Source organism: Bradyrhizobium sp. UFLA05-125 (assembly GCF_059803515.1).
In genome coordinates this window covers 26,545-48,065 of record NZ_JBANBJ010000048.1, presented here as the reverse complement: position 1 = coordinate 48,065, position 21,521 = coordinate 26,545, and the positions used below count along the sequence as shown (strand labels likewise).

General features: G+C 63.7%; 16 protein-coding genes and 1 pseudogene. 11 read left to right on the top strand and 6 right to left on the bottom strand.

Annotated features, from left to right (window positions below):
• Positions 1–2: 2 nt before the first annotated feature.
• Both acmB and SO156_RS31470 read left to right on the top strand, forming a co-directional pair.
• On the top strand, positions 3–1,196 hold the full coding sequence (acmB, locus tag SO156_RS31475) for a methyl acetate hydrolase AcmB (RefSeq protein ID WP_498537477.1): 1,194 nt from the start codon (positions 3–5) through the stop codon (positions 1,194–1,196).
• A 216-nt stretch (positions 1,197–1,412) separates the two neighbouring features.
• Positions 1,413–3,377 carry a sigma-54-dependent Fis family transcriptional regulator gene (locus SO156_RS31470; protein WP_498537476.1) on the top strand — a complete coding sequence of 655 codons (1,965 nt, stop codon included), beginning with the start codon at positions 1,413–1,415 and terminating at the stop codon, positions 3,375–3,377.
• Between the two features lie 211 nt (positions 3,378–3,588).
• Here the strand turns inward: SO156_RS31470 and SO156_RS31465 are convergent, their stop codons facing one another.
• The gene (locus tag SO156_RS31465; protein WP_458151668.1) at positions 3,589–4,332 is read right to left on the bottom strand and encodes an SDR family NAD(P)-dependent oxidoreductase; all 744 of its coding nucleotides are present in this window, start codon (positions 4,330–4,332) and stop codon (positions 3,589–3,591) included.
• 139 nt (positions 4,333–4,471) lie between these two features.
• On the opposite strand from SO156_RS31465, the gene SO156_RS31460 reads away from it, so the two are divergent.
• The 5 genes and pseudogenes from SO156_RS31460 (at position 4,472) to SO156_RS31440 (ending at position 10,615) form a co-directional block, all read left to right on the top strand.
• Positions 4,472–5,242, top strand: coding sequence for a methyltransferase domain-containing protein (locus SO156_RS31460; protein ID WP_498537475.1), 771 nt, complete (start codon positions 4,472–4,474; stop codon positions 5,240–5,242).
• 197 nt (positions 5,243–5,439) lie between these two features.
• Positions 5,440–6,441: a DctP family TRAP transporter solute-binding subunit gene (locus SO156_RS31455; RefSeq protein WP_498537474.1), complete on the top strand. Its 1,002-nt coding sequence runs from the start codon at positions 5,440–5,442 to the stop codon at positions 6,439–6,441.
• Positions 6,442–6,698: 257 nt separating this feature from the next.
• A pseudogene (locus SO156_RS31450) lies at positions 6,699–7,052 on the top strand (TRAP transporter small permease); the annotation flags it as partial.
• A gap of 237 nt (positions 7,053–7,289) precedes the next feature.
• On the top strand, positions 7,290–8,573 hold the full coding sequence (locus SO156_RS31445) for a TRAP transporter large permease (RefSeq protein ID WP_458144476.1): 1,284 nt from the start codon (positions 7,290–7,292) through the stop codon (positions 8,571–8,573).
• Positions 8,574–8,683: 110 nt separating this feature from the next.
• Positions 8,684–10,615 carry an alkyl/aryl-sulfatase gene (locus tag SO156_RS31440; RefSeq protein WP_498537473.1) on the top strand — a complete coding sequence of 644 codons (1,932 nt, stop codon included), beginning with the start codon at positions 8,684–8,686 and terminating at the stop codon, positions 10,613–10,615.
• Positions 10,616–10,729: 114 nt separating this feature from the next.
• Here SO156_RS31440 and SO156_RS31435 read toward each other — a convergent pair whose 3' ends face one another.
• Complete coding sequence (locus SO156_RS31435) at positions 10,730–11,800, bottom strand: glycosyltransferase family 4 protein (protein WP_498537472.1); 1,071 nt, start codon at positions 11,798–11,800, stop codon at positions 10,730–10,732.
• A 306-nt stretch (positions 11,801–12,106) separates the two neighbouring features.
• Here SO156_RS31435 and SO156_RS31430 point away from each other — a divergent pair, with 306 nt between their 5' ends.
• The 4 genes from SO156_RS31430 to SO156_RS31415 all read left to right on the top strand — a co-directional run bounded on the left by SO156_RS31430 (position 12,107) and on the right by SO156_RS31415 (position 17,993).
• Positions 12,107–13,870: an ABC transporter ATP-binding protein gene (locus SO156_RS31430; protein WP_458144469.1), complete on the top strand. Its 1,764-nt coding sequence runs from the start codon at positions 12,107–12,109 to the stop codon at positions 13,868–13,870.
• A 69-nt stretch (positions 13,871–13,939) separates the two neighbouring features.
• On the top strand, positions 13,940–16,144 hold the full coding sequence (locus tag SO156_RS31425) for an amylo-alpha-1,6-glucosidase (RefSeq protein ID WP_458144468.1): 2,205 nt from the start codon (positions 13,940–13,942) through the stop codon (positions 16,142–16,144).
• 23 nt (positions 16,145–16,167) lie between these two features.
• Positions 16,168–16,680, top strand: a complete 513-nt coding sequence (locus tag SO156_RS31420; protein WP_498537471.1) for a PRC-barrel domain-containing protein — start codon at positions 16,168–16,170, stop codon at positions 16,678–16,680.
• A 23-nt stretch (positions 16,681–16,703) separates the two neighbouring features.
• Positions 16,704–17,993, top strand: coding sequence for an MFS transporter (locus tag SO156_RS31415; protein ID WP_458144466.1), 1,290 nt, complete (start codon positions 16,704–16,706; stop codon positions 17,991–17,993).
• Between the two features lie 68 nt (positions 17,994–18,061).
• On the opposite strand, the gene SO156_RS31410 is transcribed toward SO156_RS31415, so the two are convergent.
• The 4 genes from SO156_RS31410 to fixL form a co-directional block, all read right to left on the bottom strand.
• Positions 18,062–18,751: a helix-turn-helix domain-containing protein gene (locus tag SO156_RS31410; protein ID WP_498537487.1), complete on the bottom strand. Its 690-nt coding sequence runs from the start codon at positions 18,749–18,751 to the stop codon at positions 18,062–18,064.
• 114 nt (positions 18,752–18,865) lie between these two features.
• The gene (locus SO156_RS31405; RefSeq protein ID WP_458144465.1) at positions 18,866–19,288 is read right to left on the bottom strand and encodes a response regulator; all 423 of its coding nucleotides are present in this window, start codon (positions 19,286–19,288) and stop codon (positions 18,866–18,868) included.
• A 59-nt stretch (positions 19,289–19,347) separates the two neighbouring features.
• On the bottom strand, positions 19,348–19,965 hold the full coding sequence (gene fixJ / locus SO156_RS31400; protein WP_458144464.1) for a response regulator FixJ: 618 nt from the start codon (positions 19,963–19,965) through the stop codon (positions 19,348–19,350).
• A gap of 3 nt (positions 19,966–19,968) precedes the next feature.
• The gene (fixL, locus tag SO156_RS31395; RefSeq protein WP_498537470.1) at positions 19,969–21,483 is read right to left on the bottom strand and encodes a sensor protein FixL; all 1,515 of its coding nucleotides are present in this window, start codon (positions 21,481–21,483) and stop codon (positions 19,969–19,971) included.
• Positions 21,484–21,521: the final 38 nt, after the last annotated feature.

Below are 21,521 nucleotides of genomic sequence, written 5' to 3'. Positions count from 1 at the left end.
ACATGTGCAAGGAATTCGCAGTAGACGCCGACGCAATCCTCAATGAGACGGTCACGAGCGGGCCGGGTGTCCCGGGCGTCGTCGCCATGGTGACGGATCGCAACGGCAATATCTACGAAGGCGCCGCCGGCAAACGTCGCACCGACAAGCCGGAAGCGATGACGACGGACTCGAGTTTCGCCATCTTCTCGACCACCAAGGCGATCACCGGCACCGCGGCTCTTCAATTGATCGAAGAGGGCCAGCTCGACCTCGATGCCCCCGCCAAGAAATATGCGCCTGACATCGGCAAACTGCAGGTGATCGACGGCTTCGACGCCAAGGGCCAGCCCATGCTCCGCGCACCCAAGCGCGAGGTCACCACGCGCATGCTGCTGCTGCATGTCGGCGGCTTCGGTTACGACTTCTTCAATGAGAACTATCTGCGCCTGGCGACCGACCACGGGCAGCCGAGCGTGATCACCTCGTCGAAGGCCTCGCTGATGACGCCGCTTCTGTTCGATCCCGGCTCGAAATGGGAATACGGAACGAACATCGATTGGGTCGGGCAGGTGGTCGAGGGCGTTACCGGCAAGCGGCTCGGCGAGGTCTTCGCCGAACGCATCTTCAAGCCGCTCGGAATGGCGAACACGACGTTCGAGATCAACGATGCCGTGCGCGGCAAGCTCGCCGGTGTGCACGCTCGTAACGCTGACGGCTCGCTCACGTCGATGGACTTCGAATTGCCGGCGAGCCCTGAGGTCCATATGGGCGGGCACGGCCTCTACAGCACGGTCGGCGACTACATGCGCTTCATCCGGATGTGGTTGAACGACGGGAACGGCCCGCACGGCCGGGTGCTCAAGGCGGAGACCGTGACGATGGCGGAAAAGAACCATCTCGGCGATCTCAAGGTCACGGCGCTACCGGGGGTGATCAAGTCGCTCTCCAACGATGCCGAGTTCTTCCCGGGCCAGTCGAAATCCTGGTCGTTCACCTTCATGGTCAATGACGAGGAGGCCCCGACGGGCCGCCCGGCAGGCGCGCTCGGCTGGGCCGGGCTTGCGAACCTGTTCTACTGGATCGACCGGCAGAATGGCTTCGGCGGCTATTGGGCGACCCAGATCCTGCCGTTTGGCGACCCGGCGTCGTTCACCGGATATATGCGCTTCGAGACGGCCTTCTATGACACCCTGCACCGGCGCAAGGCAGCCTGAGCATGATCCGGAATCCACAATAATCGGTGCGCCTCCGGCTTCACTTTTGCAGTGCGGTCGGAGGCGCGCCAAAGTTGCGCCGCGATCCCCATATCAGTTGCGCGTTGGCACGGAATGGTTTCAAAATCAGCCGACAAAATCCCGGGTCCGACAAAACAACAAGACTCACCAAGACAAGAAGACTCTTGGACCACTCAGCGCGTCAAAGGAGGAAGCGTGTTGGGGCAGACGCCAGAGGAAGCTTTTGCGAATCCAGGTATTGAGCGCGACGTCCTGACGAGCTGGGAGCATTTCCTGTCCGGGACCGGCGCTGGCGGGCAGGTGGTTCGGCCCGCGATCAACGATTCCTGGCGGCGGAGCCAGAAGTCGGCCGTGGATTACCGACGCAGCCAGGCTCCACTGCCGATGAATGAGGAGCGGCTGCGGCGCCTGCTCGACAATCGCACCCGCCTGGTCCATGCCGGCGCGTCGACGATGGCACTGGCGCGCGACTACATGCTCGAAACCGGCACGGTGATGGTGCTGACCGATGTCGATGGCATCGTGTTGCGTCTGGAGGGCGACACCAGGATCGCCTTGCGCAATGCGGTGGAGAAGACTCACCTGTTGCCCGGCAGCAATTGGAGCGAAGCGACCTGCGGCACCAACGCAATCGGCACGGCGCTGGAAACCGGTCAGGCCATTCAGGTGCATGCCACCGAACATTTCTGCTCAGGGATCCAGCGCTGGACCTGCTCGGCCTCCGTCATCCGCGATCCCATCGATGGCGCCGTGATCGGAGCCATCGATATTTCGGGGCTATCCGATTCCTACGGACGACAAGCACTCGCATTGGCGATCTCGGCGGCTGCGCGCATCGAGGCCCAGTTGCTCCAGATGGAGCTGGACGCCCGTTACCGGCTTCTCGACCAATGCTTCTGGATGCTGCCTCCTTCGGACCGCCATCACGCCGTGCTGTTCGATAGTGCGGGACGACCCTTCAAGGCGAACGGCGAAATGGGGCAGATCTTGCGCGACCTCGGCGCGCCGCACAGCCAGTCGAATTTTCCGCTCCTTGGGCGCCGCGACGATCGGTCCTGGAGCAATACGCGCCCAGCCTGGATCAGGGAGGAATGGTTGAGACCGGTGGCGTATCAGGGCGAACATCTGGGAACTGTCATGGTGGCGCCGAAGCCGGCGGTTTCGAGCAGGACCGTTTTGCCGCCCGCCCAAGGTGATGCCAGGGCCTTCACCAACATCATCTTTACGGACTCAAAAATGCACGCCGTCGTCGAAAAATGCCGTCGTGTCGGCACGACCGCGGCTCCTGTCCTGCTGCTTGGTGAGACCGGTGTCGGCAAGGAGGTTTTCGCTCAAGCCATTCATTCTGCGTCCCCACGCCGAAGCGGCCCACTGGTTGTCGTGAACTGTGGCTCCATCTCGCGCGAGCTGCTGGCGAGCGAACTCTTCGGCTATGTCGACGGTGCGTTCACTGGCGCGCGGCGCGGCGGGATGACTGGAAAGATCGAGGCCGCGTCCCGCGGCACCCTTTTCCTCGACGAAATCGGCGAATTGCCGCTCGATCTCCAGCCCATGTTGCTGCGGGCTCTGGAGAATGGCGAGATCAGCAGGGTCGGCGACACAGTGGCGCGCAAGGTGGACTTTCGCCTCGTCGCCGCGACCAACCGCGATCTGCAAGCCGAGGTGGACGCACAGCGTTTCCGCAAGGATCTGTACTACCGGCTGGCCGTCGTGCCCGTCGTCATACCGCCGCTGCGGGAGCGCTGCGGTGACATTCCGCTGCTGGTCGAACATTTCGTCGCGCAGGCAAAATCGCGCTACGGCCTTGCCGATCGCCGGTTTGCGCCGGAGGTGCTCGCGTGCCTGCGTCGCTACGACTGGCCCGGCAACGTCCGCGAACTGCGCAACCTGATCGAGAGTCTGATGCTGACCAGTAGCGGGGATCCGATCGAGCCGTCGGATCTGCCTGACGCCATCCGACGGACGGAAGATGCGCGCGAGCCGGGTCTGTCGCTGGCCGAGTCAGCCGAACGTGACTTGATATCGCGTACGCTGCGGTCGTGTAGCGGCAACGTGACGGCGACCGCGTCCGCACTCGGTCTCGCCAAAAGCACCGTCTATGCGAAGCTGCATCGTTACAACATCCGCTTCGACCCGGGCTCCGCGAACCTTCCGCGTTGACACCGTCGCAACATCCGCGAAAGCGACTGCGACCGCTGCTCACTCCAAGATAGTGCAATGATCGCAGATTGCCGGTTTGCCCGACGTGTCAAATGTGGCGCAGAGGGGGCAACAAGTCTCCGGCCACGCCGCTTCTACTTTGCATGGGGTTGTTTTTCGATTTTTGCGGGAGAGCTCACCGTTTCCGCAGCGGCAGGTGCGCGCTCAGCGATCAGAACTGATACCGCCGCAGGCCGCCGTCCACCGGGATCACCGTGCCCGTGATGTAGCGCGCCACGGGTGACGCCAGAAACACGGCGAGGGCCGCAAGGTCCTCTGGCTCGCCCCAATAGCCGACCGGGATCTCTTCCTCGGCAAAGCGTTCGCGATAATCGGGCGCATAGTTGCGGCGGATCTGCTCGCTCATGATGCGGCCGGGCGGGATGCAGTTGACGGTGATGCCGTGCTTGCCGATCTCGCGCGACAGGCCCTTGGCCCAGGCGTGCACGGCGGCCTTGGCGGCGAAAGCGGCGTTGAGCCCCTCCGGCTCGGACTTGCCGGTGATGTTGATGATGCGGCCCCAATTGCGCTCCATCATCTGCGGCAAGAGCGCATGCGCGATGCGGCGGTAGCTGTTGAAGTTCAGTTCGATCGCCTCGTCCCATTTGCTGTCGGGCGCATCGACCGGCAGCGGACGGCTGCCGCCGGCATTGTTGACGAGGATGTCGACCTGGCCGAGCTCCTTCAGCGCAAAGGCGGCCAGCCGCTCGGAGGCGTCGTTCGCCATGACGTCCTGCTCGAATGGCGTAATCAGTCCGGCGCCTGTCTCCTGCACGAGCTGGTCGAGCAGATCCTTGCGCCGCGCCACCGCCACCACGCGCACGCCTTCATTTGCCAAGCCCTTGGCGATAGCGCGGCCGATGCCGATGCTCGCTCCGGTGACGACTGCGGTTTTCGACTTGAGCCCGAGGTCCATGGTCACACGCTCTCTTGTTTGCTTTTGTTGTGCTTAGGATTCGTTTCCAACCCCTGTCCCGGGGCGATTTGCCCGACCGGGACGAGCAGTGGTAACGAAGAGCCAAGGCGAAGGAAACACGAAAAACAGGTTCGCGAACATGGTGTGGGATCCGCAGCAATATCTGAAATTCTCCGGCCACAGGCTCCGGCCCGCGGTCGATCTCTTGATGCGCATCCCGGATTTTGCCGTCTCCGATATTGCCGATCTCGGTGCCGGCGCGGGCAACGTCACAAAGCTCATCAAGGAACGCTGGCCGAATGCTGCCGTCACCGGCGTCGAGGGTTCGGCCGAGATGGTTGCCGCAGGCCGCAAGGCTGCGCCGGAGGTGGAATGGTCGCATGAGGATCTCGGCCATTGGCGCCCGGCCAGGCAATATGACCTGATCTATTCCAATGCCGCACTGCACTGGCTGCCCAATCATGCGGCACTGTTTCCCTCGGTGATGGAAAAGGTCACGCCCGGCGGCATGCTTGCGGTGCAGATGCCGCGCAATTTTACCGCACCCTCACACGTCCTGATTGGCGAGACCGCGCTGGACGGACCGTGGCGGGCCAAGGTCGAGCATCTCGTCACACCGCCGCCGGTCGAGGGGCCTGTGTTCTATCACGACCTTCTTGCGCCCCTGTCGCAGAACATCGACATCTGGGAGACCGAATATCTCCAGGTCCTGGAAGGCGACAATCCCGTGAAGGAGTGGACCAAGGGCACTTGGCTGACGCGCTATCTCGACGTCTTGCAGGGCGAGGAGAAGGCCGCCTTCGAGGCCGCCTATGGGATGCGCGTCGCAAAGGCTTACCCGAAGAATGCGGCAGGGCAGACGTTGTTTCCGTTCCGCCGGCTGTTCATCGTCGCCCAGCGCAAGGGTTAACTTCCCTCACGGATGCGACATAAGCGCTCGCCCGCCAGGGCTGGAGCGGGCGCAAACTTGCGTATACAAGAGCCGTCAAGGCGATTTGGCTGCGGCAGATTGGGCTTAGGTCTAGTTGTTCGCCTGGTGGTTTGCTGCCACTACTGAAGTCGGAAAACAAAAAAGAACCGGCTTTAGAGGTTGTTGGGAGGTACTTAATGCGCAAACTGCTGCTTGCGGCCGCTGCGGCCGCGCTTGTATTGGCGCCTGCCGCGGTGCAGGCCCAGAGCCCGATCGTCATCAAGTTCAGCCACGTCGTCGCCAACGATACGCCCAAGGGCAAGGGTGCGCTCAAGTTCAAGGAGCTCGCCGAGAAATACACCGACGGAAAGGTCAAGATCGAGGTCTATCCGAACTCCTCACTCTACAAGGACAAGGAGGAGATCGAGGCGCTCCAGCTCGGTTCCGTGCAGATGCTCGCGCCCTCGACCGCGAAATTCGCGCCGCTCGGGGTGAAGGAGTTCGAGGCGCTCGATCTTCCCTGGCTGTTCAAGGACGACGAGACCTACGCCGCCGCCATGAAGGGCACAGTCGGCAAGTGGCTGTTCCAGAAGCTCGAGGCCAAGGGCATCACCGGGCTCGCCTATTGGGACAACGGCTTCCACATGGTGTCCTCCAACCGTCCGCTGATGAAGCCCGCGGATTTCCAGGGGCTGAAGTTCCGTATCTCCGGCTCGAAAATCGCCGACCAGTATTTCCGCCTCGTCGGCTCGATCCCGCAGATCATGGCGTTCTCCGAAGTCTATCAGGCGTTGCAGACCGGCGTCGTCGATGGCTGCGAGAATACGGCCTCGAACTATCTGACGCAGAAGTTCTACGAGGTGCAGAAGGACATCACCGTGTCCTATCACGCGCATCTGCAATACGCCGTGATCGTCAACTCGAAATTCTGGGCCGGCCTGCCGCCGGATATCCGCACCCAGCTCGAGAAGGCGATGGTGGAGGCGACCGACTACACCAACTCGATCGCGCGCCAGGAGAACGAGGACGCGCTCGCGGAGATCAAGAAGTCGGGCAAGACCACGCTGCATTATCTCTCCGATGCCGACCGCAAGGCGTGGCAGGAGGCGATGCAGCCGACGTATAAATGGGCCAAGGGCCGGGTCGGGCAGGAGGTGCTCGATCTCGTCGCCAAGGAACTCGACGTCAAGATGAACTGACGCAGCCTGGCGTAGAACAACAACAAGAACGGTCGGGAGTGAACGCACTCCCGGCCGTTTCGGTCTGATAGGGGGGACTTGATTTGCTTCGCGTGCTCAACCGTGCGCTCAATCATCTCGAAGAGTGGCTGATCGCGACGCTCATTGCGGCTGCAACCGGCCTGATCTTCATCGCGGTGCTGCATCGCTATGGCGCTGGCGAGTCGATCGCTCTCTCCAGATGGGCCGCCTCGCACGGGCTCACCTGGCTCGCCGCCATGGCGCAGGGCCTGTTCACCTTCCTGTCCGAGCTCGACCTGTCCTGGGCGCAGGAACTCTGCATCTACATGTTCATCTGGATGGCGAAGTTCGGCGCGGCCTACGGCGTGCGCACCGGCATCCATGTCGGCGTCGACCTGCTCGTCAACCGTCTCCCCGAACAGTCCCGCAAGCACGTGATCCTGTTCGCGCTGCTCTGCGGCGCGATCTTCACCGGCATGATCGCGGCCTTCGGCGCCTCCTTCGTCGGCGAAATGTTCCACACCGGGCAGCAGTCGAACGATCTGGAAGCGCCGATGTGGATCGTCTATCTGGCGATCCCGCTCGGCTCCGGCCTGATGTGCTTCCGCTTCCTCCAGGTCGCCTGGTTCTATTTCTGGACCGGCGAGCTGCCGCATCACGACGAGACCCACGTCGAGGGCGTGCAGGCGGACGCTTCGCCCGCGCTGCATCCCCAGCCGGCGGGTGCCGCGACCAAGGCAGCTGCACGAAAAATCTCGCCGCTCGGCGTGATCCTGATTCTGGCGCCGATCCTGATCTTCGCGCTGTGCCTTGCCGAAAAGTCCGGCGTCATCGTGCTGCCGCACTGGATGCGCGCCGCGACCGTGTTTGCGCTGCTGATCGCGCTGATGCTGACGGGCATCCCGGTCTCGATCGCGCTCGGCCTGACCGTGATGACGTTCCTGTTCACGTTGACGGCCGTGCCGATCGAGGCGGTCTCGATGAAGCTCTTCACGGGCATCGAGAGCTTTGAGATCATGGCGATCCCGTTTTTCATCCTGGCGGGAAATTTCCTCACGCATGGCGGCGTGGCGCGGCGCATGATCAATTTCGCGACCTCGCTGATCGGCCACTGGCACGGCGGCCTCGGTCTTGCCGGCATCGTCGCCTGCGCGATGTTCGCGCTGGTGTGCGGCTCGAGCGTCGCCACGGTGGCTGCGATCGGCGCCATCGTGCTGCCCGAGATGGTCCGCCACGGCTATCCCATGCGCTTCGGCGCCGGCATCATTACGGTTGCCGGCTCGCTCGGCATCCTGATGCTGCCCTCGATCCCGAAGATCGTCTACGCGGTCTCGACCAACACCTCGATCGGCGCGCTGTTCGTTGCCGGCCTCTTGCCCGGCATGCTGCTGACCACGATGCTGTGCATCGTCACCTGGTGGCTCGCCAAGAAGCGCGACTATCCGCGCCTGCCCAAAGCGAGCTGGGGCGAGACGGCGCGCACGTTCCGCGAGAGCATCTGGGGATTGATGCTGGTCGTCATCATCATCGGCGGCATCTATAGCGGCCTGTTCACCGCGACCGAGGCAGCTGCGATGGCGGCGGTCTATTCCTTCTTCATCTCGGTCTTCGTCTACAGGGCGATCGGTATGAAGGACGTGCCGCGCGTGCTGCTCCGCGCCGCCAACACCAGTGCGATGCTGCTCTACATCGTCACCAATGCGGTGCTGTTCTCCTTCGTGCTCTCCAACGAGAACCTGCCGGCAACGCTCGCCGACTGGATCGCGGCGCAGAATCTCGGCTGGGTCGGCTTCCTCCTGGTCGTCAACGTGCTGTTGCTGCTCGCCGGCAATTTCATGGAGCCGAACTCGATCATCCTGATCATGGCGCCGATCCTGGCTCCGGCGGCGAAGAAGCTCGGCATCGATCTCGTGCATTTCGGCATCGTCATCGACGTCAATATGGAGGTTGGCCTCTGCCACCCGCCTGTCGGGTTAAATCTCTATGTGGCCTCGATGATCGCGCGAATGCGCATCACCGAGCTCGCGGTGGCCGTCATGCCGTGGCTGCTCACGATGCTCGCCTTCCTGGTCGTCGTGACCTACTGGCCCGAGCTGACGCTGTTTCTGCCGCGCTTGCTCGGAATGCACTAGGACCGGGCGTCGCAGACCTAGCGACCGGCGTTGCCGGTCGCCGGCTGTTGGAACCGGCGCGCCAATGCGCTTAGATGGCGCCCAACCAAATCAGGAAGGGAGCCGGCCCGATGACCGATATCGCCAGCAGCGAGCCGAAAGATTCAACGTCGTTCGTCATCGCGCAGCACGAGGCGATGCTGAGCGCGCTGCCGTTTTCCGACACACGGGATTTCGAAGACGCTGGACGCGGCTTTCTCGGCACGATCGAGAATGCCAGGATCGATCATCCGCAGGGGCGCGTGGTCTGGAGCCTCGAGTCTTACGGCTTTCTCTCCGCCGAGCAGGCACCGCCGACGGTCAATCCCAGCCTGTGGCGCCAGTCGCGCCTCAACATGCAGCACGGCCTGTTCGAGGTCGTGCCCGGCGTCTATCAGGTGCGCGGGCTCGACATCGCCAACATGACACTGATCGAGGGCGACAGCGGCGTCATCGTCGTTGACACCCTGACCTCGATCGAGGGGGCGCGCGCGGCGCTCGATCTCTACTTTAAGCACCGCGGGATGCGGCCTGTTGCGGCCGTTATCTTCACCCACACCCATACTGATCACTGGGGCGGCGCACGCGGCGTGCTGGAGGAGGACGCGCTCGCCACCGGGCGAGTGCCGATCATCGCGCCGAACCTGTTCATGGAGCATGCGGTCTCCGAGAACATCATCGCGGGACCGGCGATGCTGCGCCGGGCGCAATATCAGTTCGGGCCGTTCCTGGCGAAGGGGCCGCGCGGTCAGGTCGATTGCGGCCTCGGCAAGTCGATGGCGGCGGGCTCAGTGGCGCTGGTGCGTCCAACCGACCTGATCATGGCGACCGGTGACACGCGGGTGATCGACGGCGTCGAATTCGAATTCCAGATGGCGCCGAACAGCGAGGCGCCGGCGGAGATGCACTTCTTCATTCCACGCTACGAGCTCCTGAACCTCGCCGAGAACTGCACGCATAATTTCCACAATCTGCTGCCGTTCCGCGGCGCCGACGTACGCGATGCGCTGGCGTGGTCGAAATACCTGAACGAGGCGCTGTCTCTGTGGGGCGGCAAGGCGGAGGCGATGTGCGGCCAGCATCACTGGCCGGTGTGGGGGCGCGAGCGCATCGACACCATGATCCGCCAGCAGCGCGACCTCTACAAGTTCGCGCATGACCAGACGATCCGCCTGATGAATCACGGTTTGACCGCAGTGGAGATCGCCGAGACGATCAGGTTGCCGCATAGTCTGGAAGGCGCCTGGCACGGTCGCGGTTACTACGGCCACATCCGCCACAATGTGAAGGCGATCTACCAGAAATATCTCGGTTGGTACGACGCGAACCCCGTCAATCTCGATCCGCTGCCGCCTGTCGAATCCGGCAAGAAGTACGTCGAGTATATGGGCGGCGCGGACGCGATCCTCGCGCGGGCGCGCAAGGATTTTGACAAGGGTGAATTCCGCTTCGTCGCGCAGGCGCTGAGCCATCTCGTCTTCGCCGAGCCGGATCACGTGGCGGCACGTCGCCTGCTCGCCGACACGCTGGAGCAGCTCGGCTATGCCGCGGAAAGCGCGACTTGGCGCAACGCCTATCTGTTCGGCGCCCAGGAGCTGCGCCAGGGCATGCCGAAGACGCCGCCGCGCCCACCGATGCCGCGCGAGACGCTTGCCGCACTTCGCACCTCGCAGCTCTGGGACGTGCTCGGCATCCGTCTCAACGGCCCGAAAGCCGAGGGCAAGCACATCGTGCTGAACTGGAGCTTTTCCGACACCGGTGAGACCTTCGTCCTCAATCTCGAGAATTCGGCGCTCACCTATACCGAAAGCGCGCAGGCGGAAAAAGCCGACGCCAGCTTCACGCTCGCCCGCACCACGCTCGACGAGGTGATCGCGAAGCTCACGACGTTCCCAGAGGCGGTCGCTGCCGGCAAGATCAAGCTGTCGGGCAACGCGCTGCGCCTCGCCGAGTTGATGGCCCTGATGGACGATTTCCCGCGCATGTTCGAGATTGTCGAGCCGAAGCGCACGGTGGTGACGTAGGATTGTCTCAGTCGTCATGTCCGGGCTTGTCCCGGGCATCCACGTCTGTCCTCATGCGTGGTGGCGCGTGGATGGCCGGGACGAGCCCGGCCATGACGGCGAGAGTGATGATGGTTACTCCGCGCTGCTCACCAGCTTGATCTTCGGCGCAGTCGCTTCCATCAGGCCGCGGTAGGCGGCGAGATAGTCGAGTGCCATGCGTCTTGCAGTGAAGCGTGCCTCGAATTGCTTGCGGATTGCGGCGCGGCTCAGCTGCGGCAGACGGCCGACGGCCGCGACTGCGCTGATCTCGTCCTCGACGACGAACCCGGTCAGGCCCTCGTCGATGATCTCCGGCGCCGAGCCGCGATTGAAGGCGATCACCGGCGCGCCGCAGGCCATGGCTTCGATCATCACCAGTCCGAACGGCTCGGGCCAGTCGATCGGCAGCAGAAGACCAAGTGCGCCGCTCAAAAATTCCGATTTTTCATTGTCGCTGATCTCGCCGATGAATTCGACCAGTGGATTGTTCTCGATCAGCGGCCGGATCAGCTCATCGTAGTAATCCTGGTCGGCGCGATCGACCTTGGCCGCGATCTTCAGCGGGATGCCGCAGCGCGTCGCGATGCTGATGGCCCGATCGACGCCCTTTTCCGGCGCGATGCGGCCGAGCACTGCGAGATAATCCTGCTTCGCAGGCACTGGCGTCAGCAGATTCTCCGGCAGGCCATGGTGGATGGTGCGCACCCAATTGGCTTGGGGCACCGGCCTCCGCTGCGCGTTCGAGATCGAGATGACCGGGATTTTAGAGAACGTATCAAACACCGGCTGATGCTCGGGCAGGTCGAGCCGGCCATGCAGCGTCGTCAGGAATGGCGTCGGCTGACGATAGAAAAGCGACCACGGATAGTAATCGAGGTGAAAGTGGAGGAAGTCGAATTCCTCGTCGTCGCATTTCTGCCGCACGCGCTCCAGCATCACCATGTGCAGCGCGTTGGGATCGCGCACTGCGCCGTCCAGGCGCAGCGCTTTGGGCCACGTCGCGTCGAGCTTGCCCGAGGTATGCGAGTCGCCGCTGGCGAAGAGGGTCACATCGTGTCCGAGCGCCACCAGTTCCTCCGTCAACCAATGCACCACCCGTTCGGTGCCGCCATAAAGCTTGGGTGGAACAGCCTCCGTCAACGGAGCTACCTGCGCGATGCGCATCTCACCATCTCCTTTTCGCGATCATGAAGTTGAAACCCCAGCTCACTCGGCACCGGCATGCCAGCCATGGGAACGTTCCCGCATCTGCGAAGTTCCACCCTTCAAAGGTTACTTATTCGACACGTCTGCAATGCGGCGTGAGTCGTCCGCAATCTGGTCTTGATGATGTCACGACTGCTTCTCAGATCGTCCGCATCGTCATGTCGTGATCGCATTGCAAGGGAACCGGAACGAACCGGTCGATGTTCACTCAGCCAGTGCCGTGCGAGGCACGACTGACAATTGTTATGACGGGGTGGCAGCCATATGGATCAACTATCGGGTTACGCGAGGCGGCCGTTTGCCTTTGTTTTACGCTATCTTCGCCGGCGGCTGACATCGCATCTGGTGATCCTGACCGCCGTGGTCGCGGCCGTTGCCTGCTCCGTGGGAACGCAATATGGCGTCAAATCGCTGGTCGACAGCCTATCTGCCGGTGCTTCCCATGGCGGAGGCGTATGGCTGTCATTCGTTTTCCTCATGTCGCTCATCACAGCCGACAACTTCCTGTGGCGTATCGCAAGTTGGACAGCGAGCTTCACCTTTGTTGGCGTGACCGGCGATCTGCGCCGCGACATCTTCCGTCATCTGACCGGTCATGCGCCGAGCTACTTCTCCGATCGCATGCCGGGTATGCTCACGAGTCGTATCACCGCCACCTCCAATGCCGTGTTCACGGTAGAGAACATGTTCGTTTGGAATGTCCTGCCGCCATGCATTGCCACAGTTGCGGCAATCCTGCTGATTGGAACCGTGAGTTTCTATATGGCCGCGGGTCTGATCGTGATCGCCGGCGGCATGGTCATCGCGATGTTCCACCTCGCCGCGGCTGGCAAGCCGCTACATGACGATTTCGCCGACAAGGCCGCCGTCGTCGACGGCGAGATGATCGACGTCATCAGCAACATGCCGCTGGTCCGGGCGTTTTGCGGCATCACCCACGAACATCAGCGCTTCGACGCCACGGTGAACCGGGAACTCACGGCGCGCGGCCGCAGTCTTCGTTACCTGGAAAAGCTGCGCCTGACACACGCCGCGGTCACCGTCGTCCTGACCCTTGCACTGCTCGCCTGGGCCATCACGCTCTGGCAGAAGGGTGAGGCCACGACCGGTGAGGTCGTGCTGGTCTGCACCCTCGGGCTCTCAATCCTCAACGCCACACGCGATCTCGCGGTCGCGCTGGTCGACGTCACACAGCATGTCGCGCGGCTGACGGAGGCGATCGCCACGCTCCTGGTGCCCCATGAATTGCGCGACCACCCGGAAGCCGAGCCGCTGGTCAAGCGCGGCGCCGCAATTGCCTTCAACAACGTGACGTTCGGCTACCCCGGAGCTTCGAAGATCTTCGAGCGCTTCAGCCTGCGGCTACAGCCCGGCCAACGCGTCGGCTTGGTCGGGCACTCCGGCGGCGGTAAGTCGACGCTGTTCACGCTGTTGCAGCGGTTCTATGATGTCGATGAGGGCAGCATTACCGTCGATGGCCAGGATATCGCGCGGGTGACGCAGCAGAGCCTGCGCGAGGCGATCTCGGTGGTGCCGCAGGACATTTCGTTGTTTCATCGCTCGGTTCGCGAGAACATCCGCTACGGCCGACCCAATGCGACCGATGACGAGGTGTTGCGCGCGGCGATCGCAGCGCGCTGCGATTTCGTCGAGAGCATGCCCGAGGGACTCGATACAATGGTCGGGGACCGCGGCGTGAAACTCTCCGGTGGCCAGCGTCAGCGCATCGCGATCGCGCGGGCCTTCCTGAAGGACGCGCCGATCCTGCTGCTTGACGAGGCGACCGCAGCGCTCGACAGCGAGGCGGAGGAGGCGATCCGCGAGGCGCTGTCGCGCCTGATGCGCGGCCGCACCGTAATTGCGATCGCGCACCGGTTGGCAACGTTGCGCAATTTCGACCGGGTGGTCGTGCTGCAGGCTGGCAAGATCATCGAGGACGGATCGCCCGACCGACTGATGCAGAACCACGGGCCGTACCGCGAGCTGGTCACCAAGGAAATGAGCCGGCTCTCGAAGTTCGCCGCGTAAGCCAGTCGCGTCCAGATCGTCGCGTTCAGGTCGATTTGCGTTTTGGATAACGGCGCAGGGGAATAGCGCATGTCAGCCGAAGTCGTCACCCAGTTCGTCGCGGCCTCGCGAACCGTGGAAGTGGTTGAGGAGCAGCCGTTCTACATTCCCATGACGGGACCTGCGGCGAGGCCGCGGCGTTCGCTCAAGCACGACGACACCTTCATCGTGCTCGACAGCCATGGCGATATCGGCGCCTCCGCCGGTGGTCCGGACGGCTTGTTCAATTGCGACACGCGCTATCTCGCGCGGCTCGAGCTCGTGCTCGACGATCTTCAGCCGTTGCTGCTCGGCTCGAACCTGCGTGACGACAACTCAGCCCTGACCGTCGATCTCACCAACCCCGATATCTACCGCAACGGCCGCATCGTCCTCCAGAAGGACCTGCTGCATATCGTGCGCACGGTGTTCCTGTGGCGTGGCACGGCGTATCAGCGTATCGGCCTGCAGAACCATGGCGACCGGCCGGCGAGCTTCGATCTGACACTGCTGTTCGACAGCGACTTCGCCGATCTGTTCGAGGTGCGTGGCGAGAAGCGGCCGCGGCGGGGGACCGGCGCGAGCAAGTTGCTCGGCCCGACCGACGTCCTGCTCGAATATCGCGGGCTCGATGACGCGCAGCGCACGACCGGGCTGCATTTCGATCCGAGACCAACCCGTCTTTCGGTCAATGCCGCCACCTGGCAGCTCGAGCTCGAGCCGCACCACACGAAGTCGCTGTTCGTGGCCGTGTCCTGTAACCGGCCGCAAACGCTCAAACCAGTGCGTTTCTTTCCGGCCATGCTGGCGCATCGCCGAGAGATGCGTTCCTGTACGGCGGGGACGACCAGCATCGAGACCTCCAACAACATCTTCAACGAGGTGCTGTGCCAGGCGATGGCCGACCTCAACATGCTGATGACGGATACGCCGCAGGGCCGCTATCCCTATGCCGGCATTCCCTGGTACTCGACGACGTTCGGCCGCGATGGTCTGATTACGGCCTTGCAATTGCTGTGGATCGATCCGCGGGTCGCCAGAGGCGTACTGCGGCGGCTCGCGCACTTCCAGGCGAAGGCCACTGATCCGCTCGCCGACGCCGGTCCCGGCAAGATCCTGCACGAGATGCGCGGTGGTGAGATGGCGGCGCTGCGCGAGGTGCCGTTCGCGCAATATTACGGCAGCGTCGATTCGACTGCGCTGTTCGTGCTGCTCGCCGGCCACTATTTCGAGCGCACGGGCGATGTCGCGACTCTGCTGGAATTGTGGCCCGCGATCGAGGCCGCGCTGGCCTGGATCGACGGACCCGGCGATCCCGACCAGGACGGCTTTGTCGAATATCAGCGCGCCTCCGAGCAGGGCCTCGCCAACCAGGGCTGGAAAGACTCCTATGATGCGATCTTCCATGCCGACGGCACGCTTGCGGAAGGTTATATCGCGCTGGCCGAAGTGCAGGGCTATGTCTTTGCCGCCAAGCAGCTCGCCGCGCGCTGCGCCCTGCGGCTCGGCAAGCCCGACATAGTGCGGAAGCTCGAGGCTGAGGCAAAGGCGCTCGCCGCGCGCTTCGAGGACGCGTTCTGGTGCGAGGAGCTCGGCACCTATGCGCTCGCGCTCGACGGCGCCAAGCGGCCCTGCAAGGTACGGACGTCGAATGCCGGCCAGCTCCTGTTCAGCGGCATGATCAGGGAGGACCGCGCGCGCAAGGTCGCGGCCGACCTGATGCGGCCGCATTTCTTCTCCGGCTGGGGCATCCGCACCGTGGCGCTCGGCGAAGTGCGCTACAACCCGATGTCCTATCATGACGGCTCGGTCTGGCCGCACGACAATGCGCTGATCGCGCTCGGGCTCGCGCGCTACGGCCTGAAACATTCGGTGGCGCACGTCTTCAAGGGCCTTTTCGAGGCCGCGACCTATATGGACCTCAGGCGGCTGCCGGAATTGTTCTGCGGCTTCCGGCGCGAGAAGCGCAGGGGTCCGACGCTCTATCCGGTCGCCTGCGCGCCGCAAGCCTGGGCCAGCGCGACGCCATTCACGCTACTGGAAGCGGCGCTCGGCATTGAGTTCGACGTTGCGCGCAGCGAGATCCGCCTGCGCAATCCGCATCTGCCTGCGTTTCTGAACGAGGTGGTGCTGCGCGACCTGCAACTGGGCTCGTCGAGCGTCGATTTGCGGATCCGCCGCCACGGCGGCGATGTCGCGCTCGAAGTGCTGCGAACGCGCGGCCAGATCCAGGTATCGATCGTGCTGGCGCATTAGCGCAATCAGCCGGAGGACGTCGCATGCGCGCCATGATGCGGTTGATGCTGGTCGCAATAATCGTCGGAGGCATTGCACCAGCGGTGTCGTACGCGACAGAGGAGCCGCCTGCGGCTCAAGCCGAGCCGAACGCGTCGCCATCGCCATCGCCGGCCGTGCCCGTGGTGCCGAAGGACGCGGCGCCGCCGCCGTCGGTCACCATCATCGGGGCCAGCGACGCGCATGGCGTGCTCGGGCGAGATGTGCGCAGCGCCGCCGATGAGGACATGGGACGTATCGTTGACGTCGTCGTCGATCGCACCGGCAAGGTGCGGGCGGCGGTGATCGATTTCGGCGGCTTCCTCGGCGTTGGCAGCCGCAAGATCGTGGTTGATTGGAACGCGCTGCACTTCGGCCAGATCGCCAACAAGAAGGACAGCATCAGCCTGGAGCTAACCAAGGCGCAGGTCGCGGCTGCGCCGGAATACAAGGAGGACACACCAATCGTCGTGCTGGGCGCCTCCGGCACCCTGCAACCGCTGCAGTTCATTCCGTAGGGAAAGGGGAGGGCAGACTGCCGGTGCGCTTGTCCAGGAAGCCGAGCCATCCGAGCGACGATCGACGCGGCCCACCTGAGAGCCGCAACGCTGTCCCTGCGCTCGCGCAACCGGCTCCGTCGAAGCAAAGCCTGCGTGCGCTGGACTGGTTCATCTTCTTCCTGGCGGACGTGCAGACCGGCTTCGGCCCGTTCATCGCGGTGTATCTGACGACGCAGAAATGGACGCAGGTCGAGATCGGCCTCGTGCTGTCGATCGGCGGCATCGTCGGCCTGATCGGCCAGATGCCGGGTGGCGCGATCATCGACGCCGCGAAATCCGAGCGGCTGGTTGCAGGGCTCGCCATCGCGACTATCGGCTGCTGCGCGCTTGCTTATGCGGCGATGCCGATCTTCCCGGTCGTGGTGACGGCAGCGACCCTGCATGCGGCGGCGAGCTGTGTGCTGGGGCCCGCGATCGCCGCGATCAGCCTCGGCCTCGTCGGGCCGTTTGCGATCGGCGAACGGCTCGGCCGCAATGCGCGCTTCGCCTCGCTTGGCAATGGTGTCGCCGCCGCGGTGATGGGCACCGCCGGTTATCTGCTGTCGAGCCGCTCGGTGTTCCTGGTCACTTTCCTGCTCGCGATCCCGACCCTGATCGCCTTGTCGCGGATCCGCGAGGAGGAGGTCGACGTGGCGCGCGCGCACGGCGCGATGCCGCGCGAAGCCGCCGAAGGCGCGGATACGAATGTGTGGCATCTGCTGAGGCAGCGGCCCCTGTTGATCTTCGCCTGTAGTGTGCTGCTGCTGCAGCTTGCGAACGCGGCGATGCTGCCGCTGATGGCGAGCGTGGTGACGACGCGGTCGAGCCAGTGGGCGACCGTCCTGATCGCCGGCTGCATCATCGTGCCGCAGGCGATCGTTGCGCTGATGTCGCCGACGGTCGGGCGCAAGGCGCAGGCTTGGGGCCGGCGCCCGCTGCTGCTGATCGGATTTGGCGCGCTTGCAATTCGCGGCCTTTTGTTCGCAACCGTCCGCGATCCATATCTCCTGGTGCTGGTGCAGGTGTTCGACGGCATCACGGCCGCGGTGTTCGCGGTGATGATTCCGCTCATCGTCGCCGACGTCGCCTTCGGCAGCGGCCATTTCAATCTTGCACAGGGAGTCGTGGGAACCGCGACCGGCATCGGTGCGTCGCTGAGCACCGTGCTTGGCGGCTTCATCAGCGACAGGTTCGGCAGCAGCACTGCCTTTGTCGGCCTCGCCTGCGTCGCAGCGGTCGGGCTCGTCCTGATTTTCCTGGTGATGCCGGAGACGCGGCGCAGCGCGCGTTGAGAACGAGAAAATGGCCGGCCGAAACGGATTCGGCCGGCCAGTTGGGAAGATGGCACGGAGGAAGAAAATCAGGCGTCGAGATTGTGCAGACGCTGGCGGTTGCGCAGCACGATTTGCCGGGCGCCGGAGAAGCCCAGGATGCCCTGGGAATGGAGCTGCGACAGCGCGCGCGACACGGTCTCCAGCGTGAGGCCGAGATAGTCGCCGATGTCGCGGCGGCACATCGGCAGCGCCATCATGCCGGCGACCGCGAGCCGGCGGTCCATTTCGAGCAGGAAGGTCGCAACGCGCTCCATGGCGGTCTTGCGGCCGAGCAGCAGCATGTGGTCCTCGGCGTGGCGCAGCTCTCCCGCGGTCATTGCCCAGAGCTTGCGGGCGACCTGCACGTCGGTGCCGGCGGCCTTCTCGAGGCTGAAGCGTTTCACGAGGCGCACGGTGGTGTCGATGATGGCTTCGGCAGCGAGGCGGTGCGTGGCGCCGGATTCGAGGCCGAACACGTCGCCGGGGAGATGGAAGGCGCCGATCTGGCGGCGGCCGTCGGAAAGGAGCTTGTAGCTGCGCACCGCGCCGGAGACCACCTGGTAGACGTATTCAGCAGGCTCGTCCTCGCCGTAGATCTCCTCGTCCTTGCGGTAGGAGAACTCGGTGGCGACAAGGCCGACATGGCCGGTGATCGCGCCGAACTGATCGGAGACGTGATGAGCGGCGGGGGCGATCTTGCTGCCGTGAACCTGGGTGGTGAGTGACTGGGTGAGCATCTTGGCCATCTCCATTTCAGATGGCACATGGTTACCGCGGGGTGCGGTGCTTGAAAATTTCGAGCGATATCTTAAGGAGGTGTACCTACGTAGATCCCCGTAGGTCGGCCCTGGTCAGCCCTTGGGCTTGCGCTGGATGGCGCCACGGATGCGCTTGATGAGACTTTCGTCGAGAAGCGGCTTCAAGATCACGTCCTTGATCCCGACCGCGGCGGCCCGGGTCGAAATATTCTCGTCCGGATAGCCCGTGATCAGAATCACGGGCGTGTCGCCCTCCGACTTGCGCAGGCGCCTGGCGAGCTCGACGCCGTTGATATCGGGCATCTTGTAGTCGATCACGTAGCAGTCCGCGCCAGGGGAGTGCGGGGCATTCAGCAATGCCGTGGCATTCCTGAAGGTCCGCACGACGAAGCCGTCCGTTTCCAGCAGGAATCGCAGTGATCCCAGGACGGCGTCGTCGTCGTCGACCACGTAGACGGTGGGCTTGAGTGGGGACGACATCGGATCCCGCCCATGGTGCAAGCTGATCTCAGTCATGCGACTCTGCTAACACGCGGCGGGGGGACCGACTTGACATGCCTCAAGTCGAAGCCTCCTCAATCCTTGAGCATGCCGGCGCGCATCGCCAGCCGCACCAGCTCCGACAGGCTGCCCGCCTGCATCTTGGTCATGACGTTCGCCCGATACACTTCGATGGTGCGCGGGCTGATGTCGTATTCGCGGGCAATCAGCTTGTTGGAGAGGCCAGCGATCAACCCCTCCATGACCTGGCGCTCACGTGGGCTGAGCGAGGCCACACGCGCGGCGATGTCCTGCGTGATCGCCTCACTTTTGGCAGCAGGCTCGGCGCGCTGGATCGCCGCTTCAATCATCGCGATCAGGCGATCGTCATCGAACGGCTTTTCGAGGAAATCGACGGCGCCAAGCTTCATGGCTTCGACCGCCAGCGGAACGTCGCCATGACCGGTCATGATCAGGATCGGGAATGGGCTTTGCACGGCCTTCATGCGCTTCAAGAGCTCGATCCCGTCAAGCCCTGGCATGCGCACGTCGGAGACCACGCAGCCGAAGGAGAGGCCCGGCAGCGCATCGAGGAAGGTCTGCGCCGTCTCGAACAATCGGACACTGAAGCCGAACGAATCCAGCAGGAAGTTCAACGAATCCCGCATCGCCTCGTCGTCGTCGATGACGTAGACATGTCCTTTGGTGGTCATTGATCAGTTCTCGTCGGCTGCCGGCAAGGTGAAGCGAAATGTCGCGCCGCCCGATGCGTTGCTCTCGGCCCACATGCGGCCGCCGTGAGCCTCGATGATCGAGCGGCTGATGGAAAGTCCCACGCCCATGCCGGTCTCCTTGGTCGTGAAGAAGGTCTGGAACAGGTTCGGTTTCACGTCGTCGTGGAAGCCGGATCCGGTATCGCAGACCTCGACCTCGATCATGTCGTCGGCGATCTCGGTGTTGGCGACGACGAGCTCGCGCCGCGGCGATTGCGCCATGGCTTCCAGCGCATTGCGGAACAGGTTGACCAGCACCTGCTGGATCTGGACGCGGTCGGCCAGCACGAGATCGGCCTCCGGATTGAGGTTGAAGCGGAGCTGGACGTTCTGCTCGCGGGCGCCGGCAAGGCCAAGAGCGCCGGCTTCCTCGATCAGCTTGGAGAGGCTCTCGACCCGCTTCTCGGATTCGCCGCGCGAGACGAAGTCGCGCAGGCGGCGGATGATCTGGCCGGCGCGCAACGCCTGCTCGGCGGCGCGGTCCATCGCGCTCTCGATCTTTTCGATGTTCGGGTCGCTGCTGCCCGCCAGCAGCCGGCGCGAGCCCTTCATATAGTTGCTGATGGCCGCCAGCGGCTGGTTGAGCTCGTGCGCGAGCGCCGAGGCCATCTCACCCATCGCGCTCAGGCGCGAAACATGGACGAGCTCGGACTGCAACTCCTGGAGCCGTGCCTGGGTGTGCTGGTGTTCGGTCATGTCGCGGACGAAGCCGGTGAAATAAGGCTCGCCGCCGGATTGCATCTCGCCGATCGACAGGTGCATCGGAAACGTCGTGCCGTCGCGCCGCTTGCCGGTGACGATGCGGCCGATGCCGATGATGTGGGGATCGCGCGTGGTACGGTAGCGGGCGATATAGCTGTCGTGGCGGGAGCGGTCGGGGTCGGGCATCAGGATGCTGACGTTCTGGCCGATCGCCTCATGCTCCAAATAGCCGAACAGGCGCTCGGCGGCCGTGCTGAACAGCTGGATGATGCCATGGCCGTCGATGACGATCATGGCATCGGGGATCGTGTGCAGAATCGAGCGGAGATGGGTCTCGCGTGTGCGTAGCGCCTCTTCGACCTGCTTCTCCTCGTCGATGTCGAGGAAGATCCCGCTGAGATGGCGCGCGCTACCGGCTTCGTCCCGGATCAGGCCGGCGCGGGCCCTGATCCATTGTCCTCTGCCGGAATCGGCGATTCGGAACGACACGTCGAACCCGCCGCCGCGCTCGGCGACGCGCCTGATGGCGGCTTCGACACGCTCGCGGTCTCTCGGCTCGAGGCGCGACAGGAAGAGCTCGTAGGTGATCGGCTGGTTGCGGGCGACGCCGAACATGGCTCCAGCCGCATCCGACCACTCGAATTCCTGTGTCTTGAGGTCGAGGTCCCAGGTACCGACGCCGAATCCCTCGATCCGGACCCGGAAATGTTCACCCCGACCGTCATCTGCCGGATGAGTTACGCGGGTCGGGCTCAATTTGCTTCCATCCTTTGCGTTGTGGGGGCCGGGTCGCG

Excerpts from the sequence above, each read along its gene's own strand:
- acmB (WP_498537477.1), top strand. The coding sequence starts at position 3 with ATGTGCAAGGAATTCGCAGTAGACGCCGACGCAATCCTCAATGAGACG.
- SO156_RS31465 (WP_458151668.1), bottom strand. The coding sequence starts at position 4,332 with ATGGACCTCGGGCTCAAGTCGAAAACCGCAGTCGTCACCGGAGCGAGC.
- SO156_RS31460 (WP_498537475.1), top strand. The coding sequence starts at position 4,472 with ATGGTGTGGGATCCGCAGCAATATCTGAAATTCTCCGGCCACAGGCTC.
- SO156_RS31455 (WP_498537474.1), top strand. The coding sequence starts at position 5,440 with ATGCGCAAACTGCTGCTTGCGGCCGCTGCGGCCGCGCTTGTATTGGCG.
- SO156_RS31445 (WP_458144476.1), top strand. The coding sequence starts at position 7,290 with ATGCGCGCCGCGACCGTGTTTGCGCTGCTGATCGCGCTGATGCTGACG.
- SO156_RS31440 (WP_498537473.1), top strand. The coding sequence starts at position 8,684 with ATGACCGATATCGCCAGCAGCGAGCCGAAAGATTCAACGTCGTTCGTC.
- SO156_RS31435 (WP_498537472.1), bottom strand. The coding sequence starts at position 11,800 with ATGCGCATCGCGCAGGTAGCTCCGTTGACGGAGGCTGTTCCACCCAAG.
- SO156_RS31430 (WP_458144469.1), top strand. The coding sequence starts at position 12,107 with ATGGATCAACTATCGGGTTACGCGAGGCGGCCGTTTGCCTTTGTTTTA.
- SO156_RS31425 (WP_458144468.1), top strand. The coding sequence starts at position 13,940 with ATGTCAGCCGAAGTCGTCACCCAGTTCGTCGCGGCCTCGCGAACCGTG.
- SO156_RS31420 (WP_498537471.1), top strand. The coding sequence starts at position 16,168 with ATGCGCGCCATGATGCGGTTGATGCTGGTCGCAATAATCGTCGGAGGC.
- SO156_RS31410 (WP_498537487.1), bottom strand. The coding sequence starts at position 18,751 with ATGCTCACCCAGTCACTCACCACCCAGGTTCACGGCAGCAAGATCGCC.
- SO156_RS31405 (WP_458144465.1), bottom strand. The coding sequence starts at position 19,288 with ATGACTGAGATCAGCTTGCACCATGGGCGGGATCCGATGTCGTCCCCA.
- fixJ (WP_458144464.1), bottom strand. The coding sequence starts at position 19,965 with ATGACCACCAAAGGACATGTCTACGTCATCGACGACGACGAGGCGATG.